This window comes from Roseimaritima multifibrata, from assembly GCF_007741495.1.
GTDB classification, from domain to species: domain Bacteria; phylum Planctomycetota; class Planctomycetia; order Pirellulales; family Pirellulaceae; genus Roseimaritima; species Roseimaritima multifibrata.
Genome location: NZ_CP036262.1, coordinates 2,128,751 through 2,147,493 on the forward strand (window position 1 = coordinate 2,128,751; position 18,743 = coordinate 2,147,493).

Genomic DNA, 18,743 nt, shown 5'->3' on the forward strand with positions numbered 1-18,743 from the left:
CTCTTTGGTCCGGCCTACTTTCTGGTTCCCCGCGAAAGGCTTTAATAAACGTCACCTATAAATTTCACGTCCCGAGTGAAAGGCGACAACTTATTAAAACGACAGCCCATTTAGACGCTTCGCACGACGACGCGTGTGCCGCTCTTTTTGATGATTTTCAGTGATTGGTCGGGATCGATAAAATCCCCTTCGGTAACGACGTCGACAAATTGTTCGCCGAATTGGGCTTTTCCTGATGGCCTGAGTGCGGAAACGCTTTGCCCTAGGTCTCCGACTTGCACGATCGACCAGCCGGGAGCCTCTGGGGTCGAAGCTGCGATCGATGCCACACTAAGGTCCTCCGCCGAGGGGGGCTTGAGCGCAAATCGACCGAGCGGCCCTGGCATGTTTTCCGAATACGTCAGCATGAAAATCCCCAGTACCGCACAGGCTAGTAAGGACATGACAACGGTCCCCACGCTGACCCCTAAGTGCTGCCAATCGAATGAATTTTCAGGGATGAAAAAATGCTGTGATGCCATCACCAGCGAAACGAGTAGCATGGCTATCCCTCCCACCCCAGCGATTCCGAACCCGGGAATGACGAAAAATTCTAGCCCGATGAAAGTCAACCCAAGGACAAACAGCAGGACTTCCAGCCAGCCGCTTGTCCCGCCCAAAAAGCGGCTCCAGAAAAAGGTTGTGAAACAAAGCGTTGATAGGAAAGCACCAATTCCAATCCCCGGAGCACTCAGTTCGAACAGCAGTGCACCGAAGCCGACGATCAGCAGCAACGCGGTGACAAGCGGATGGTTTAGTACGACCACCGCAGCATCCCAACGGTCGGGTCGGATGGTGGGGATCGGCGATTCGATATCCAGAAGCGTCGCCAATTCATCCAGGTCTTCTGCCGCGTCATTGGCGACGCCTAACTCCACGGCTCTTCTTCCGTTCAGAGTGAGGAACCTGTTCTCTTTTGCTTCAAAAACCGGTTTTCCTTTGGTCCATTCGTCGGAATCAGGAATCGATTCCCATTCATCCGTAGTGAAGAATGCACGTTTCCCATCGGTCTTGTGGGTCCCTTCGAAAACCGTAACGTCTTTGTCGACCATCGCCTCCGCAAGTGCCGGGGATCGTCCGGAAGCTTCCGCGATCGCGCGAACCTGCGCCACGAAGACGCTTCTTGCTTTGGCATCGACATACCGGAACGCCGAATCACTTCCGGCGACAATCGCTCCGGCATCACCAAAACGAGCCGAGGAAGCGATCACAATCCGATCGGTTGCCAAAGCCGTCAGCGCGGCTCCGCTGATCGCTTCGTTATCGATGTACGCGACCGTCTGGATGTCTTTGGTTTTTTGTAGGCGATCGATCAGTTCCATCGTCGTGCTTAGATAGCCGCCTGGACTGTCGATATGCAGGATGATCATGTCTGGATTTTTCGCGACGGCTTCGTCAAATTTCCGCAGCCAGATCGCACCGCTGAGTGGGGTGATCATCCCTTCGATGCGGATCATCTGTGCGGTCAGCAAAGGTCCCTGCGGTGACGGTGATTCCTCAGCCGCTGGTTCGGTCGCCGGTGTTACATCCGGTTCCGCTGCCCAGGAACCACTGGGCAGCACGATTGCCGAGCAAACAATCAAGACGCAGTAGGCGAACAAATAGTCGATCGAGAGCTTACGCAAACGAAAGCGAACCATGCGAATCTCCCTCTAATAAATGCCCTCGAACAGGACAGAAACAGTGAACAACGTATTTTAGCAGAATTGGCGTGGACGTTTTTTGATTCGGTTTGGCGGCGGAATCAAACTTCACCCTTCCCGTGGCGGCCTGCCGAGCTAATCGAAAGGCGACCATCACTAAATCGACAAGCCGTTGGGCATTGGTGTCGACGCAAATCTTGGGGCCTCGAATCACGCTGGCGGAGAGGGATCGAATGGGGGGAGGCATTCAGGTAGCTGCCAGTTGTTGTACCGACCGGGACGAGCCCGGCGGAAACAAACAAGAGCAGCCTGAACGGAAATCGTCAACTTATAAATCGCACGTCCCCAAAAAAACAGCATTCCACGAAATCAACGCGAGGCCGAGGGGAACGGTAAATTCTAAACATCGGCCGACCAAGCCGGTGCTAACGAACGGCTTCTTCGGAGTCTGTCGGTTCGCCCTTGGGTTCGGGAGCGGGCATCGCTAGTTCGTCCGCCTTTGTGGCTGCTTCGCCATGACGACGATCCGATGCATCTTCTTGTGCGGCGGGTAAGATGGCATCGATGTAATTGTGGATGCTATGATCGCTAAAGTGATCGATCTTCCAACGCCGCAGTCCTCTCGCGAATCCTCTGGCTCGATCCATAAACCGTCGCATTCCGGTTAGTTTTCGGATTATTCCATTGCGGTTCAGGTAGACTTCTTGGCCCGCGTGTCGGTATCCCAACCAGGCCGGTGGGACTCGCGTCACGATATCGTTGTTGTTGACCCAGCGGTAATGGTCCAGTTCGACGTAGTTGACGTAGGCGTTGTCACCGACTCGTGGGCTGCCGTAGGTAAACAGTGCCGAAGGATTGCAGGCGATATGTGAAAGAAAGCAACGGCCTGCCGAAATGGTTGCCATCGCTCCGCCCAACGAATGTCCGCAGAACCATAGTGGAAGATCATTGTCGGTTAAAGCGGTTTCCAGTTCCGGCCATAGATCGTCCACCTCTTTCTTAAAACCGCGATGGACCTTACCGACGGTTTCGGCCAAGACCGCCGTCGCGTCGACGTCGGCTTGGATGTCGTTCCATTCGTTTGGTTCGGTACCCCGGCATGCGATGATGCAATCGTTGTCGTTGCGGAATCGAAAGGCCTGTGAACCGTCATTGTCAAACAGAGTGACATCGGGGAAACCGATCGCGATTGCCGCGCGAGTCGCCTCCGCTTCGTCGTTGTAGGAAACCATTGAAAGTTCGGCGAACAGCAGTGATTTCTCGAGGAACGACAGGTTCTCCACCGGTCCGGTCACTTTGGAATGAACCACCAACGGGACTTCATCATGGTCCTTGATCAGGCTTGGCATGGAATCACCTCTATCGATCCAAAGTGGCTTTGTTGCGTAAAATATGATGGTAGTGCTGAGCGAAACGGTGGGATTCGTCTCGCACGTATTGTAGTAAACGGAGCGCGAAGGCGGACCTGCTAAGTCGTAGCGGTTCGCTTTCACCCGGACGGAAAATCTCTTCTTCCCGTTTCGCCAGGGAAATTAAAGTTGGCGGTTCGATCTGTTGGTCTCGAAAGGCCGCGATCGCCGCATTCAGTTGTCCCTTGCCACCGTCGATAAGGAGGATGTCTGGGAAAGATTCCTGTTCGTCCGCCAGTCGCCGAAACCTTCGCGAGACAACTTCGTGAATACTTCGGTAATCATCAATCCCTTTGACATCCTTAATTCGGTAGCGTCGATAGCCCGGTTTAAAGGGAAGCCCGTCGATGAATTGGACCAAACTGGCGACCGTTTCTCCGCCACCTAAGTGAGCGATGTCGACTCCTTCAATCACACGCGGTGTTTCTTTTAGGCCAAGCACTTTGCGGAGACCGTTCAGTCCCTTTTTCGGATCGATGTAGAAAACTTCGGGTTGGGCGTGTGTTTCCAGTTCGCCACGCTCATCCAGTTTTTCCAACATCTTTAATTCATCGCGCAGGACCGCGGCTCGCTCGAAATCGAGGGCTTTACTTGCGGTCAGCATTTCCGTTTTCATTTCATTCAGCAATTTTTGCTTGCCGCCATCCAGGAAAGTCTGTAAACGCCGGATGTCGCGGCGATAGGCTTCCTTGGTGATTCGCTGGTTGCAGGGGGCGGTGCACTGCTGGATGCTTGCCAATAAGCATGGCCGAAACCACTTCCAACGCTCGTCATCTTCGTGAATGTCGAGCGTGCAGGTGCGAAATTTGAAGATCCGTTGGAGGACTTGAATGGCACCTCGCAGGGAGCCCGCACTGGTGAACGGGCCGTAAAGTTTGACCCCTTTTTCTCTTGGTTGGCGGGTGACTTCGACACGAGGGAATTCTTCGTGCGTCGTGATCATTAGGTACGGGAAGGATTTGTCATCCTTCAAGTCTTTGTTGTGCTGCGGCTGAATGTCTTTGATCAGACGAGCTTCCGCCAGCAATGCGTCGACTTCGCTATCGCAAGGCATGAAGTCAATGTCAGCGATCTCGCCAACCCAGTCGGCGGTCCGTGAATCGGCGGCCGCTGCCTTCAGAAAATAGCTGCCGGCCCGGCTCCGCAGGTTTTTTGCTTTCCCTACGTAGATGACTCGCCCGGCGACATCTTTCATCAAATAGATCCCGGGCGTCTGTGGAAAAGACTTAACCTTTTCCGCTGCGCGTCGGTTGCCAATTCCAATTGGCGGTGTGGGATCCTGGGGTGTCATTCAAAAACCTTTTTTAGGGCTATTATCAGGCAGCGATCCCTAAAGGCAAGGTTTCCCGCTCAGAGAGAGAAGGAATCCGAACCGATTGGCGGGAAGTGACCAGCCCCCAGAAAACGATTTTCCAGCCGCACGGCAGAAGGGCCAAGCGGATTTTTTGACAGCCCCCCAATTCGGTTTAAGGGCTGTCCTGTTTTGCCTAGGTCAGATGGCTAGCAAGCGAATTGATTCCGCCGGCTAGCCACTTCTGTTGGCGTCCGAAGGGTTGGTAGGGGAATGTATTGATAGGAACACCCCCTACCGCTCTATCGTAGCGAACGCGGTCACCTGTCGGTTACTTCTCAGCCTGCGGTGCTTCTGCCGCTTTCTGGAAATCGCCCGCAACGGCGATCACCAATTTGTCGACGTCGATGAATTCGCGTAATGCGGCATTCACCTGGTCGACGGTCAGGGCTTCGATGCTCGCTTCATTTTCCTGGTAATAGTCCATCGTCCGCTGATTGAAGATCGTGGACATTAGGGTGGATGTCAACGATTTGTCGTTGGTGCGTTGGACTCGCTGGCCATCTAAGTAGGCTTTTTTGGCGCGAGCCAATTCATCCTCGGTGACACCTTCTTCCAGGACCTTGGCGATTTCTTCCCGGATGGCGACAAGCAGTTTGTCTTTGTTCTCCGGATTGGTGATCGCGTACAGCGTAAAGTCGGTGCGGTCATCCCGTTTGCGGCCCGAGACCATCGAGCGAATCGTGTAGGACAATCCATCTTGCTGGCGAACGCGGTCGGCCAAGCGGCTGCTTAGCGAACCCCCACCTAGGATGAAATTCCCCATCAACAGTGCAGGGTAGCGTTCGTCATCATCCATCAATTCATATTGTTGTTGAGCGAACAACATGGCATTCGATTTGTCCGGCGTTTCGATCTGAGTGACACTGCCGGGAACTTTAGGGTGGGCAGGTCGGCCGAATCGTTCATAGCGATTCGGGACCGCCCAGTCGTCAAGAACGCTGCTCCATTGCTCAGCGGCTTGTTCAGGATCAAAGTCGCCAACCATGACAATTTCGCCTGCGTGATTGCCGATGTAGCCTTCGTAAAGTTCCCGAATCTGTTTGATGGTGACATCTTTATACATCTGAATTTCTTCAGGGATGGTTCGTACGTAGCGGACGTTATCGCTTGAGTACGGAGACAGCTTTCTTCGGACTTCCGTCGGTGCCAGTGCCTGAGGTTCGTTTTGCGAAGCTTCTAGGCTGGTGACGATTTGTCGCCGGAGGACTTCCAGTTCGTCGGCACTCAGGCTGGGGCTTCGCAGTACCTTGCCAACCAAAGCGATGACTTCGGGCACAAATTCTTTTGTCGTGCTGACGTCAACGGTTAACAGCCCAGGGACCGAGTGAATGCTTAGGTCCGCACGTAGACTGGTCAGTTGGTCCTGCAGTTCGCTGTAGGTTAGGTCCGTGGTCCCACGGGCCATCAAAATTCCAAGCAGTTCCGAGGCGGCAATTTTATCGACCAACTTTGTTTCGTTTCCAAAACGCAAAGTTAGTTTCATGTTGACGCTGCCTCCACGAGTCTTTTTGGGGAGAAACGCGTATTGGATGTCTCCGCTTAAAGTGCCGCGTTCGGTTCGTTGTTCGATAACCGCTGGATCGGGATCAAAGGCTTCGCCTTGTTCGATCACTTCGCGACCTTTGTAATCCGCCAATTCGGCCGATAGATTCGGAGCCGCAGGGATATCGATTCGGTCACTTTTTTCACTTGGGATAAACAGACCCACGGTCCGGTTGTTGCGAGTGAAATATTTCTTGGCAGCCGCCTGAACTTCTTCGGTCGTCATGTTTTCAATGCGGTCGCGGAAGAGGAAGTAAAGCCGCCAGTCGCCCTGTGCTGCCCACTCCGAAAGGGAGACTGCGATTTTGTCGCTGTTGGTCGCTTGCAGTTCCCGGTTTTTTAGGATTTGTTGACGGGCGCGATCGACTTCTTTGTCGGTAATCGGGTTTTGCTGCAAATCGGTTTCGATGATTTCCAGCATCTCGGTGCGAACGGCTTCAATCGAAGCGTCGGCCGGAATCTGCACCAACGTCATGAACAAGCCAGGGTCATGAAACGCATTGGCCATTGCGTAAACGTTGCTGGCCATTCCGGTTTCAACCAGTTTGGTATACAGCCGACCGCTCGGTTTATCACCGAGGACATACGTCAGAATTTTCATCGCCGCGAAATCTTCGTGGGCGCTTCCTGGAATGTGGTAGGCAGCTCCAACCCACGGAACATCGCCAACGCGACGCAATACAACGGTTCGCTCGCCGTCCTGAGCCGGTTCCGTGGTGTAGGTTCCATCGATCGGCGTTTCGGGGCGAGTCAGCGACCCGAAATGTTCCTGAATCATTTCCAGGGTACGCTCCGTATCGAACTTGCCGGCAACCACCAGCATCACATTGTCGGGGCGGTAGTATTTTTTGTAGAAACGACGCAGGCGAACCACAGGTACACGTTCGATATCGCTGCGGTTGCCGATCGTCGATTGACCGTAATTGTGCCAGTCGTAGGCGGCCGATTGAATTCGCTGCATGAGTACGCCCGAAGGGGAGTTCTCGCCGCGTTCAAACTCGTTGCGAACGACCGTCATTTCACTTTCAAGGTCTTCACCTAGGATATTGCTGTTCAGCAGGCGGTCGGCTTCCAACGCGATCGCAAAATCAAGATTCTCTTCGGTGGCAGGAAGGGTTTCGTAGTAGTTGGTACGGTCCATCCAGGTGGTGCCATTGAACGTGGCCCCACGATCTTGCAGCAATTGTGGGATGTTGGGACGCGCGGGGGTCCCTTTGAACAACATATGTTCCAGCAGGTGAGCCATTCCGGCTTCCCCGTAACCCTCGTGACGTGAACCGACGAAGATCGTCATGTTGACGGTGACAAGTTCCTTGGAAGGATCAGGAAAGAGGAGGACTCGCACCCCGTTTTCCAGCTTGTATTCAGAAATTCCTTCTATCTGTGCGACTGGTTTCGGTGCCTGCATCGATGCCTCTTGCGCGCTCAAGCTAGTGGTGAATAAAATTGCTGCAAGCAATACCAACATCTTCCTTCCTACTCGATCTATAAAATAATTGGAGAGATCGATTACAAGATGGTTCATGGCAGCCTCCTGATTGGGTATTTTTCTACACTGGAACAATTTGAATTGTACCGCCCCCAGCACATCCTCAAACCCTACAGCATTCATGACGGCCCCCACCCAGACTCCCGTATGGCGTCGAGCATGCGAAGGTCACGAATTATTGGACTCCGCGGCGATCGAAGTGGTTGTGGAGGGGGCCGTACTGGCGATCTTCCGCGAGCAGCAGACGCTTTACGCTCTCGATGCGATGTGTGCCCACCAAGGAGGCCCAATCGCCAAAGGAGCCGTTCACAACGGTTGTGTGACCTGTCCCTGGCACGGGTGGCAGTATGAATTGGCAACCGGAAAGCAGACGATCCACAATCAGAAACTGCTGGAAACCTATCCGGTTAAAGAAGAAGCGGGGGCGATCTGGGTTCAAATATAAGTGAATCCAGTCGTCCAGCCGTTCGGTGATACCGCGACCGAACGACTTGCTTTTTTTATCGAATGGAAAGCAAGACGGGGCGATTGGCTATAAATCGTTGTTCCGCACGTCGGCCAACTTTTCTTTCATCCGTTTTTTCATCTCCGCGACCACGTCCGCGTGTTCTGGTGATTTCGCTAGATTCGTGAACTGCTTGGGATCATTGTCCATATCGAACAGCTCGATGCCTCCGGAAGCGTCTTCTTTGTACTGGATGTAGGACCAGCGGTCGGTCCGCAGCAAGAACCCTTTTCGCATCGGGGCGACGCTAAACGCTGCATCGCGAACTTGATATTCGGGATTGTCGAACATCGGTGAGATGTCCTTCCCTTGAACATGATTAGGGACCGGTAATCCACAGAGCGACGTGACGGTCGGATAGAGATCAAGCAATTCGACAAAGCTGTTGCAGACAGCCGGTTTTTTTCCGGGAACACGGATGATCATTGGGACCTGAGCCGATTCATCGCGAAGGGATACCTTTGCCCAGAAATCGTGCTCGCCAAGATGGTAACCATGGTCGCTGGTGAAGATCACGATCGTGTTGTCCAGTTCTCCCGATTCACGCAGTGCGGTCATTACTTTGCCGACTTGAGCGTCCATGAAAGCAACCGAAGCGTAGTAGCCCCCAATCGCTTTGCGCTGTCGTCGTTCGTCCATCTTCATGTTGACACTGGTCTTGTAATTGATTCCGGCTTTGGGGGTGTCGTCCCAGTCGCCGGCGACTCGTTCTGGTAATTCCAGTTTGCTGTACGGTTTGAAAGGAGGGAAGTAATTGGCCGGGGCGACAAACGGGACATGGGGGCGAACGAAGCCGACCCCTAGCCAAAACGGTTGGTCCCGTTTGGTTTCCAGTAGTTCCACCGCTTTGGCGGCCGTCATCCCATCGGAGTGGACCATGTCGTCCCCATCGGCTTCGACAACAACAAACGTGTTGCCGCCGACGACAGGTCTTTTGCCATCGGGATTTCCCTCCAAAGTTTCCCCGTCCCCTTTGGCTTTCCATTCGGGGCCCAAGCTATTGAATCGCTCGGTCCATGAATGCACGTCGTCGGCACCATTGCCCCCGTCGTGATCCCGTCCATCGCCCCCGATAAGAACTCCACCAGGAATCCCCATGTGAAAGATTTTGCTCACGCGAGCGGCGTAGTATCCGTTGTCTTTAAATACCTGTGACCAGGTTTGGCGATCGCCGATTTGCGGCCGAGGGTTGGTGTAGCCCAAGACTCCTGTGGCATGGGGATAGTATCCCGACATCAACGATGCGCGAGAGGGGCCGCAGTAGGTGCCCTGGCAGTAGGCCTGAGTAAAACGTGTCCCTTCCGCAGCCAATGCATCGATGTTTGGCGTTTCGCAGACCGTGTTGCCATAACAGGAAAGGGCCGTCGAGGTCAGGTCGTCTGAAATGATAAAGAGGACATTCATCGATTCCTTGGCGAGTGCCTGTCCGGCAAACAGGAGGCCAAAAACGCAACTAAACAACATCGTTCGCATGGTAAAACTCGGCAAGAGCAGCAGGCGTCAAAGGGGCTAACGGTCAAAAGCTGAAATAGAATTATAACGAGAGATGACGCTGGGATCGCGAAAGAAAAGTCTCGCGATATTTTCGCGCCTTTTCGGGGAGAAAACATGGCTACAAGAAAGCATGGCTACAAGAAAATATGGCAACCACCGCATCCCTTTATCGGCATCGTCCAGGGGGGAGCGTGGGACTGGACCGTCAAAAAGAAGGCCGTTTTGGTAAGCACGGTAAAAATTTGGATTGGAAGCTGCTACGAACTTTCGTATTGGTTGGTTACGAAATCTCCCAAAGCGAAGGAACGCAACAGCGATGGCATTATTCACAAATTCTCTCGGTCAGTACAGCTCATCTCTTTATGAAACCGCACGCACATTGCTGCGAAGTCGAAATAATCAGGCTGTCAGGGCTGAACGGATCAAACAAGAAAATCGCCAGTTACGAGCTTCTCTTGAGCAGCAGCAGCGATGCCTCGACCAAGCGAAGCACGATCTGCGAGAGGCTCACGCTGAGATCCAATCACTATGCGAGCAACAGCGGCAATGCCGCAACAGAGTTCCAACGCTTCGGGGCGATCTACCATTGCCAGGACATCAATACGGTGCTGCGACGATCGCCTTGTGCTTGAACCTTGCTCGTCGTATCGGCTTTCGACCAGCGGTGTCCGCTCTTCAAATCGTCTTTGAAGCCTTTGGGATCATCAGTAAAATCCCCACGGCAGAAACCATCCGTACATGGGCGTGCCGCGCCGGAGTGGCAGTTCTCGGGGAACCTCCGGAGGAGGCTGACGATTGGATCTGGATGGTCGATCACTCCAACCAAGTCGGACAAGAGAAGGTTTTACAGGTACTCGCCATCCGGGCCAAAGATTTACCGCCGCCGGGTCAAACACTCGCTCGTGAACAACTTCGACCACTGGCCGTTCGCCCGGGAATCCAGTGGAAACGCGACGACATGCGGCAAGTGTATCGCGAGCTTCAGGCGATCCACGGCACGCCAAAATTCTTGCTTAGCGACGGGGCGGTAGAACTACGTGAGAGTGCGGATGTACTGCAAAACGCAGAAAGATCAACCATCGTACTGGGTGATTTCAAGCACTTCGCCGCCAATGCATTGGAGCGAATTTTGAAAAGCAACGATCGCTTCCAAAGCTATCTGAGCTGGTTAGGCCGCAGTCGCTCTACGGTACAACAGACCGAGCTGTGTCACCTCACACCGCCAACGCTCAAGACCAAGGCTCGCTTCATGAATCTTGGACCAGTTCTGCGTTGGGGACAGATGTTGTCCTACCAAGCGTCGCATCCGCGGTCGAGGTCTCGGCAAGGTGTCACAGCAAAACGCTTCAATGAAAAATTCGGTTGGATTCGTGGCTATCGGGAGGACTTGTCGATTTGGAGTCGATGCCAAAGGGTTATTCAGATCGGCCTGCGATTGATCAACCGAGAAGGGCTCGCTCATGGAACAGCGAAGAAACTTCGCAAGGCGTTTGAAGACGAATGCCAAGATCAGCCAGCATGTGAAGTATGTGACAGATTAATCGAAACGCTCATCGAATTTGTGCTGGCTAACGAATCGAAGCTAGCCACGCGAGATCGCGCCTGGTTATCAACCGAAAACATGGAGTCAAGTTTCGGCGCATTTAAACAACTCGAAGGTCAGCAGAGCAAAGGCGGATTGACCAGTTTGGTATCGGCGATGCCGATGGTGCTTCGTCGCTGGGACGCTTCGTCAGTGCGTACGTGTCTGTCGTCTATTTCAACCAAGCAAATGCGTGCCTGGGTGGAGGATAATCTTGGTCAGACGCTTAATTCGAAACGACGGATCGCCTTTGCCGAAGCATCCCTGGAATCTCTCGGGTAGTGCAAAATGCAGCACCAAACCATTTTTGACAGTCCAGCGTGGGACACCCTAGGAAAGGAGCCCCGTCGATCGCATCCACTCGCACGCCGCTTCGGGGGAATTCAGTTCTTCGTCTAGCTGAGCTGCCCGCACCGCCTGCAAAATTTCGCGAAAACGGGGGCCTGGTCGCAAACCCAATTTCTTCAGCGTTTGCCCGTCGATCAAAGGTGGCGGGTCCAATTGTTCTTGCGGCCAGGAAAGTCGTTGTTCGACAAACCGTATTCCTTCTCCTTTGATGCCGGATAGTTCGTCCGTTGCCCGCAGGCTTGCCGCCGCCACTTCCAGGGCTGTCTTGCTGTCGCGATGAACCAGCAGCGGTTGGACGGTCGACCAGGGAAGTTTGTCGGCTTGCGCGAAGTGGGAATAGTTCGACGCAGCGAACAGGGCGGCGTCCCGTTCGTGAGTCGACAATTTCCAGGTATGAAACAACTGCTGGATGATGGAGGCTGTCTGGTTTTGGTCGTAGGCATGACGATCGGGGATCCCCAGCATTGCAATCGCCGTAGCGGTATCGGGATTGCGGCGGGCCTGTAACCAAGTCAGCCACTCCTGGGAAACTTGCCCGCTGCGTGCTGCCGTCGGAAGCAGATGGGGGGCGAGTTCCAATTCCTCCAACGCCTTGATCGCATGGTTCGCCCTTGGGCTGGCAAGCATGCGCCGCATTTCGGCTCCGATACGTTCCCCGCTGACTTGGTCAATTTGCGGCGCAAACTGTCGAACGGCTTGAGCGGTTGCCGGTTGCAAGCGGAATTGCAGCAACGACGCGAAGCGGACGGCTCGCAACATTCGTAGTTTGTCTTCTGCGAATCTTTGGTCGGCGTCGCCGATGGCGCGGATCACTTGTTCCTGTAAATCGGCTTGGCCGCCAACAAAATCGATTACCTTGTCGGCCAGCGGATCATAAAAGATTCCGTTGATCGTAAAGTCGCGGCGAAGGGCATCTTGTTCGGGATCGCCAAAGTGAACGGAATCTGGGCGTCGGCCATCCGAGTACGTACCGTCGCTGCGGAAGGTTGCGACTTCCACAGGCTGGCAAAGGCTCCCCTTGTCGGGAAGCACATTGATGACCCCAAAAGAAGCTCCGATCGCTAGGGTTCGTCCTTTACCGAAAATCTTCTGGACGCGAGTGGGCGTAGCATCGGTGGCAATATCAAAGTCTTTGGGATGTATCCCTAGAAGTGCGTCACGCACGCAGCCGCCAGCAAGGAACGCAGTGTGGCCAGCGGTTGCCAATTTTTCGAGAACTGCAAACGCGTGCGCCGAGGATTCGTCGCGACGAATAAGCATGGGTAAAACCGATCAACAATTAGCAGCGAAAGAGAAGGGCCGATTTTATCGTGTTTGCCAGTTTTGTTTACCGCAGAGAACCATTGAATCGGCAATAATCTTGAATTATCCCCGCCGCAGTCGGTCGATGAACTCCAGTTTTCGGGCGACCGGCGGGGTGAAAACTTCCGGGACCAAATCAAGCATCCCCATGTCCCGGTTCATTTCGTTTGCGGCGACGCCAACGCGTTGGTAAGCGGTAAGCATCGATTTGAAATCATGGGGGTCAAATTGACTCCAGCCAAAATGCTGCGTCGTGTTGAGGAGTGCGACAATGTCTAAGAAGGTTCCGAACGTTTCAGCGAAATCTTCCCAGGGATGCATGGTCGCATATTCCGACACAAATTCCTGCTGCCAGTGCTCGTTCGTATCGGAGGCATAATACGCATCTTTGGCAACCGAATAGCGGGGCTGTCTCTCGTCCCCAAAGGCTTTACGGAAATCCTCAAGGCAATTGGAGGCGACGACCACTTCCCAGTAGTAATGCCCCAGTTCGTGACGAAGGTGACCGACCAGAGTTCGATGGGGTTCGCGAAATTTCACGCGAATTTTTTCGCGGTGAACACTATCGGCTTCCGCTAGATCGACCGAAACACAGCCGTGCGCGTGGCTGGTCGCCCCCGATTTGAATTCAAAATACAGCTCCGGATTTTGCCCGTGGAGCGGGAACCCTAAACCTTCTAGGTCGTAGAGGACGCGATGCTTGGCCCGCTCAAGTTTACGCCACTTCTTCAGATTTCCTGTGACGGTCAGGTCGGGGAGCACCCGGTTCAGTTGACAGTAATTGCAGAGTTCATTTCCCGCTTGCACGACGCCGCGGTTGCAGAAGGAGTGTTTTAAATAGTTTTTGCATGCCCGCAGTTCGACGGCACAGCTTGGATTCCCGCAAGCCCACGGTCCGTCCGTCTTCCCCGCAGAGGTAATCTGTCGGCAGAGGGGGCACATGCGGACACGGTTCTGGCAGCGTACGCAGTGAGTACTTCCAAAGAAAAGCTTGTTGCCACACTGACAGGGGAACGTAATCATCTGCGAATCGGGTCTTTCAAAATGCGGTAACGGCAATTGCGGAGTGAGCAGCAGGGGGGCGTTCCCTCAGCGGGAATCACATCCCCCGACGGAATCGGCCCTGTCCCGCACGAGCCCGTCGTATACGATGTTGTAGGGGTAGCAGGTCATCTTATACAGCCTTTCTCTTCTTCGACGGTTCACTATGTCTCGACACTCACTTGCCGTGCTGATCGTGGTCGCTGGCGCCATGGTTTGGTCTCCGGTTCATGCTTTCGCTCAACGGGGACAACTTCTGGAAGGTTTGTTTCGCTCGGTCGTCGAAGCGGAGCTTGAACGAGCTCGCGAGCAAGAGGAAGCGGCCCGCAGGCGAGCCGCCGACGCGGCAAATCGTCCGCTTCCCAGCGGTCCGCCGCCCCACCGGCTTCCCGATGCGCCTCCTCCGCGTCCTCGCCCCAATTCTGCAAATTCAGGGCCAGATCGGAAGCGTCTTGAATCTTTGCGGGATTTGCTGGATCGTTTTTCGCATCATTCCAGCGATTTGGCTACCCAGCTTCGGCAGCCGTCGAACCGGATTCCTGGGGTTCGTGAATTGGTTGCCCCTGCCCTGCACCTGCAAGCTCATGCCGACGCGTTGGCCCGCCAAGCCGCTGCCGAAACCAATTATCGAAACCTGATCGGAAACTATGAGGAACTGGACGGCGATTGGCGACAGCTCTCGTTCTCATTGCGATCCTTGAGCGGGTTGTCGGCCCAGACGCGACGAGACGTCGATGCCTTGGATGACTATAGCAATCAAATTTGCCGGATTCTTGGGATCGAAACCCAGTTCAATCGTGAGCGAATGCAGGACTTATTGGTCGCTTGCACCACCTATATGGAGGTGCTGCTGGACGATTTAAGGTACATGCGTTCGGTGCCAGGGCAGGAACGTCTGATTCAGGACGGCCGTATTTTGGAAGAACGTTTACGGCGAGAAGCGACGTTCGTTTCCAAGGGAAGCTTGGGCGAAATCATGCCTCGGTTTCACCAGTTTGTCACCGAATGGCGAGTCTATTCGGCCCGTTTGTATGATTTGAATGACCCGTACATCGATCGTCGATTGGAACGGATCCGCCACTGTGGCAGCGAAGTCTTTGCACTGTTGTCGATGCCTGCCTCGCCTGACATGGGGTACTTCCAGCACATTGCCAATCGGCTTCACTCTGAAGTTTTGCAGCTGATGGATGGGCTTTCGATTCGAGCCCTCGCACGCTTGCCTCGCGAACAGCAGAACCGCATCCTGGCCGATACAAGGCAACTGTACCGAGCAAGTGATGATTTGAAAAAACATGCCGATGAAGGGGACGACGATTTGGCGCATCTTCGTGAAGTGGTTAACGATATCGATCGTCGCTGGCATGCCTTGGAATCTCAGATCAGCGGGCTACCAAGTGTTCAGCCGAACAATCTGGCTGCGATCAATCAGTACACCCATGAATTGTTGGATATTGTTGGAACGCACCAGGCATTGGATCGGGCCCAAGCCATTCAGTTGGCCGCTGCACTGGAAGGGGAAGCGGAGTATCTGTTTGCGGATATTCAGCGGTACCGTCGTTATTACACGCCGGCTAGTTTCGCGAGTAGCTTTTTGGGGAATTCAGACCAGTTTCTGCAGCTTTCCCGTCGCTTGCATTCCCAATTGGCCAACGATGCAAACCTAGGTGCCCTGCAAGAGACCGGGGGCTTGCTGCTAAAGACTTGGGATCAGCTATCGGGCGAAGCGAGCACGCTATCGCAGCATGGATTGGCCGGGTCACGTCCTGCCAGGATTCAGAACGGGATCCGGGAGACCGCAAAAACGATGGCTGATCTGGCGGCGATGTTGATGGAATAAAACCATAACCGGTTTTCGGTCGCCCTCTATGCGGCGACCGTTGCAGGTTTCGGTCCCCTTTTGGTCGCCCCCGCGAACATCTTTACAAAGCTGACGACAAACATCCAAGTGATTGCATAAAATAGAACCAAACCGGTCGTCGCCCACCAAACCGGTGAATCCTTCGGCACGATTTGCAGAACCATTTCCGCAACCGGGTGATGGATCGCATACGCGACTAACGCGTTTTGTCCAAACAGGGCAAACAAGCGGAATCTCATGCTGCCAATGTCGCAGGCCAACACAAACATCGCATAAACCAGACAGGTAAACCCTGTCGAGAACCAAATAAAGCTTTGTGTGACGACTCGTTTATCCATCATCCAGTAGTTCAGTTTTCGTTGCTCGGTTCCCGCCGGGACGGTAAACGGTGGTTCTGCCAGCAGGGAACGCCAGGAACGATCGGTGGCGTTTGCCCAGGGGGGGACGACTGGCGATTGGGCAAATTTGTCGTTCGCCTCATTCGCTACGGGAATCGAATTTTCTGGGCGGACATCGTAAAGCGTCGTGAGGCAGGATGCCGCATATCCCAAAGACATTAACCCGATCCCCCAAAGAACAAGGGTTGTTGCGGCACGTCGAATCGACGCAGCGCTTGTCATCAGGTCGTAGGTTAGCGTTCCCGCAAGCATCACCACGCACCAACTGATAAGCCCAAACAGTCCGCCATCCCAGGCACGGCGCCCCGTGGTCCCCAGCAGTTCGTCCAGCCAGTTTGGTTGCCCGTAGACAAACCAATAGTTGAACCAATCCGAAAGGAAGATGTGCAGCAAGGAAAGAGTGATCGCGATACCTAGCCGCACTTTCGGCGACGTTTCAATGATCGGTAACAGCAGTAACTGTGCGACGCCAATGATCGCCAGAACCTCCCACAGGTCTGCCTTGATCATTTCGGCAACAAATTTTTGCACCGCGGCGGTATCGATCGCTTGCCAGGAATCGAATTCATTGCCAAGTCCGTAAAGCACCAGTGACAGTAGCACCAAGCCTAGGGAGCGGCGGACGATCGCCGTCCAAACCGCGACGCGTCCCAGTTGAGGAAGTTTTCTCAGTACCGATAACCGGAACGAAAACCCACAGGCAAACAGGAAGCCCGGCATGATCGAATCGGCCCAGCTGAAGTGGGTGTTGTTGTGCTTGAGCACCTGATGGGTCACTGCCAACCCGCCCAGGAAGTTGACAATAAACATTCCCGCGACCGCATAGCCGCGAAACTGGTCCATTGACACGACGCGCGAAGGAGAGGCCTCCGCTGTGTTTGGTGTTGGCGGAACGTTTGGTGCTGACGATGTTTTCGACGAGTTTTTCGACGATGTTTTCGATGCTGCGGTCAAAATCGACATGTTGATTTCCGAAGTGGACAAATTCTTGCCGCGTTACAAGCGAAGGAAAATCTTCTGTTTCTCTAAGCTGCGAACAAATGTCCAAGTGATTAGAAAAAACAACAACAATCCCAACGTGACATACCAACCGGGGGAATCTTTGGGGATAAAAGGTTTCACCGCTTCACCGACCATTTCGTGCAAGACATAGGCAGCCAGCGCGTTGGTGCCAAATGTTTGCAGAAAGGAGGAATGGAATCCTCGTTGGTCGCAGGCCATGTAGAACAGCAGATAAGCCAGCACCGACACTCCTGCACTGAAGGTCATGTAGGAGAGCGTTCCTCCACGCTGGCTCATCATCCAGTAATTCCACTTGCGTTGTTCTTGGTCAGGTGGAGCCACAAAGGGGGGCTCTGCAAACCAGTCGCTCCAGTGCTTGGCAGATGCCCAACGCTGGAATTGTGCCTCTGTTGGCAGGACAGGGTCGCTGGCAAGTTTGGAATCGCTGAGGGACGACTGCAAGTTCGGAGGGACATCGTAGAAACGTGTCCCGCAAGAGATCAGATATCCGGCCGCCACCAAGCAAAGTCCCCAGCATGCCAGGCGTCTCCGTGGCACCTTGTTGATGTTGGCAATGATCAGGTCGCAGGTAAACGTTCCCATCATCGCTGGAATCGTCCAGGTTAGGAAAGCCAAGGGCCCGCCGTCGATTCCATTGGGACTGGTGTTTACCCATTCGAAGTTAAACCAGTAGGAAAGCAGCACGTGTAGTATTGCGCTACCGGTCATCCAGAGGATTCGGACCTTGGTTCCTGCCGCAATCACCGGTAGCAGCCACAGAGACGTGACCGCAATGTGCATCAGTGTTTGAAACCAGTTTCGTTTTACCAGTTCCGGAAGGATTCCCCCCGGCCCAAGCGCCACCAGTTCTTCCCAATTACTTGCTCGTGCTGAAACGTTATAAATCACCACGGATACCAGCATCAGGCCAAGCAGTCGCCGCACCATTCTTAGATTGGCGGCGGTCGCCCCGTCACGCTTGATTCGCCGTCCGAAAGTCAATCGAAAGGCAAAGCCAACCGCAAACAGGAACTGCGGCATGATCGTATCGGCATAACTGCAGTAGTCATGACTATGTTTTAGGACCGCTGGGGAAACGGCAAAACTGGCCAAAAAATTGACCAGCAACATGCCAGCGACCGTGTAGCCACGGAACTGGTCAAGCGACAAAATGCGTTTCCTACTGACGTCCTTTTCGGCTTCCGCCGAAGGTTGGTCCTTCGCTGCCATCATTTCTGCGTTCCCTCTGCCCGTGGAAAAAATAGGTCCGCTGGGCGGTAAGGAACCTATCGCGACCAGGAAAGGTTGGTCGGACTTTTACGGCAACTAAGGTGCCGGCTTTGCAGCCGCTTGAATTGCTTTGATTGCGGCTTCGGAATCGGTACGTACTTTGTCATCCTTTGTTGTTTTGATGGCTTTCTGCAGTTCAGGGATCGCTGATTCAGCGGCTGCCCCCATGTTGCCCAGTGAGCGAGCTGCTTGCGCATTTTTCTTTAAGCTGTTCTTGCGATGTAACATTTCGATCAAATATTCGATTTTTTGATCGTCGGTTTTCGCCATCTGGGAAGGCGATTGAGGTTCCGTGGCGGTTGGTTCGGGATCGCCGCCACAGCCCATGATCGAAAGAGTGCTCACGAGAAGAAGTATTGAAAAAACAGATCGCAACATCCACGAATCTCCTGAATGTCAAAAGGTTAAAGACAGTGTCGAAAGAGTTTCGACACTGTTGTGAAAAGA

15 protein-coding genes are annotated in these 18,743 nt (G+C 53.9%); 3 read left to right on the forward strand and 12 right to left on the reverse strand.

Features of this window, described 5'->3' with window-relative positions:
• Window positions 1–110 precede the first annotated feature (110 nt).
• From FF011L_RS07750 to FF011L_RS07770, 5 genes are all read right to left on the reverse strand, one after another.
• Window positions 111–1,679 carry an NfeD family protein gene (locus FF011L_RS07750; protein WP_145351072.1) on the reverse strand — a complete coding sequence of 523 codons (1,569 nt, stop codon included), beginning with the start codon at window positions 1,677–1,679 and terminating at the stop codon, window positions 111–113.
• Window positions 1,657–1,929, reverse strand: coding sequence for a hypothetical protein (locus tag FF011L_RS07755; RefSeq protein WP_145351073.1), 273 nt, complete (start codon window positions 1,927–1,929; stop codon window positions 1,657–1,659). Before FF011L_RS07755 ends, FF011L_RS07750 begins: the two co-directional genes overlap by 23 nt.
• A gap of 178 nt (window positions 1,930–2,107) precedes the next feature.
• Entirely contained in the window at window positions 2,108–3,031 is a 924-nt protein-coding gene (locus FF011L_RS07760; RefSeq protein ID WP_145351074.1) for a lipase family protein, read from the reverse strand.
• A gap of 10 nt (window positions 3,032–3,041) precedes the next feature.
• Entirely contained in the window at window positions 3,042–4,382 is a 1,341-nt protein-coding gene (locus tag FF011L_RS07765) for an excinuclease ABC subunit UvrC (RefSeq protein WP_145351075.1), read from the reverse strand.
• Window positions 4,383–4,713: 331 nt separating this feature from the next.
• Window positions 4,714–7,512, reverse strand: coding sequence for a M16 family metallopeptidase (locus FF011L_RS07770; RefSeq protein WP_145351076.1), 2,799 nt, complete (start codon window positions 7,510–7,512; stop codon window positions 4,714–4,716).
• 85 nt (window positions 7,513–7,597) lie between these two features.
• On the opposite strand from FF011L_RS07770, the gene FF011L_RS07775 reads away from it, so the two are divergent.
• Window positions 7,598–7,921 carry a Rieske (2Fe-2S) protein gene (locus tag FF011L_RS07775; RefSeq protein WP_145351077.1) on the forward strand — a complete coding sequence of 108 codons (324 nt, stop codon included), beginning with the start codon at window positions 7,598–7,600 and terminating at the stop codon, window positions 7,919–7,921.
• An 87-nt stretch (window positions 7,922–8,008) separates the two neighbouring features.
• On the opposite strand, the gene FF011L_RS07780 is transcribed toward FF011L_RS07775, so the two are convergent.
• Window positions 8,009–9,454: a sulfatase gene (locus FF011L_RS07780; RefSeq protein ID WP_391560921.1), complete on the reverse strand. Its 1,446-nt coding sequence runs from the start codon at window positions 9,452–9,454 to the stop codon at window positions 8,009–8,011.
• A 36-nt stretch (window positions 9,455–9,490) separates the two neighbouring features.
• Window positions 9,491–9,805 carry a hypothetical protein gene (locus FF011L_RS26220; protein WP_218933076.1) on the reverse strand — a complete coding sequence of 105 codons (315 nt, stop codon included), beginning with the start codon at window positions 9,803–9,805 and terminating at the stop codon, window positions 9,491–9,493.
• Between FF011L_RS26220 and FF011L_RS07785 the strand changes: the two genes are divergently transcribed.
• Window positions 9,792–11,339, forward strand: coding sequence for a hypothetical protein (locus tag FF011L_RS07785; protein WP_145351078.1), 1,548 nt, complete (start codon window positions 9,792–9,794; stop codon window positions 11,337–11,339). The two genes, FF011L_RS26220 and FF011L_RS07785, sit on opposite strands and share 14 nt — an antisense overlap.
• Before the next feature lie 48 nt (window positions 11,340–11,387).
• On the opposite strand, the gene FF011L_RS07790 is transcribed toward FF011L_RS07785, so the two are convergent.
• Together FF011L_RS07790 and FF011L_RS07795 are read right to left on the reverse strand one after the other, a co-directional pair.
• Window positions 11,388–12,665 carry a CCA tRNA nucleotidyltransferase gene (locus FF011L_RS07790; RefSeq protein WP_145351079.1) on the reverse strand — a complete coding sequence of 426 codons (1,278 nt, stop codon included), beginning with the start codon at window positions 12,663–12,665 and terminating at the stop codon, window positions 11,388–11,390.
• Between the two features lie 105 nt (window positions 12,666–12,770).
• Window positions 12,771–13,730, reverse strand: coding sequence for a putative zinc-binding metallopeptidase (locus FF011L_RS07795; RefSeq protein WP_145351080.1), 960 nt, complete (start codon window positions 13,728–13,730; stop codon window positions 12,771–12,773).
• 184 nt (window positions 13,731–13,914) lie between these two features.
• Here FF011L_RS07795 and FF011L_RS07800 point away from each other — a divergent pair, with 184 nt between their 5' ends.
• Window positions 13,915–15,585, forward strand: coding sequence for a hypothetical protein (locus FF011L_RS07800; protein WP_145351081.1), 1,671 nt, complete (start codon window positions 13,915–13,917; stop codon window positions 15,583–15,585).
• Between the two features lie 26 nt (window positions 15,586–15,611).
• Here FF011L_RS07800 and FF011L_RS07805 read toward each other — a convergent pair whose 3' ends face one another.
• The 3 genes from FF011L_RS07805 to FF011L_RS07815 all read right to left on the reverse strand — a co-directional run bounded on the left by FF011L_RS07805 (window position 15,612) and on the right by FF011L_RS07815 (window position 18,641).
• Window positions 15,612–16,847, reverse strand: a complete 1,236-nt coding sequence (locus FF011L_RS07805) for a heparan-alpha-glucosaminide N-acetyltransferase domain-containing protein (protein ID WP_218933077.1) — start codon at window positions 16,845–16,847, stop codon at window positions 15,612–15,614.
• A gap of 153 nt (window positions 16,848–17,000) precedes the next feature.
• Window positions 17,001–18,239 (reverse strand): heparan-alpha-glucosaminide N-acetyltransferase domain-containing protein, encoded by a 1,239-nt coding sequence (locus FF011L_RS07810; RefSeq protein WP_145351083.1) that lies wholly within the window; start codon window positions 18,237–18,239, stop codon window positions 17,001–17,003.
• Window positions 18,240–18,332: 93 nt separating this feature from the next.
• Window positions 18,333–18,641: a hypothetical protein gene (locus tag FF011L_RS07815; protein WP_145351084.1), complete on the reverse strand. Its 309-nt coding sequence runs from the start codon at window positions 18,639–18,641 to the stop codon at window positions 18,333–18,335.
• Between the last annotated feature and the right edge of the window lie 102 nt (window positions 18,642–18,743).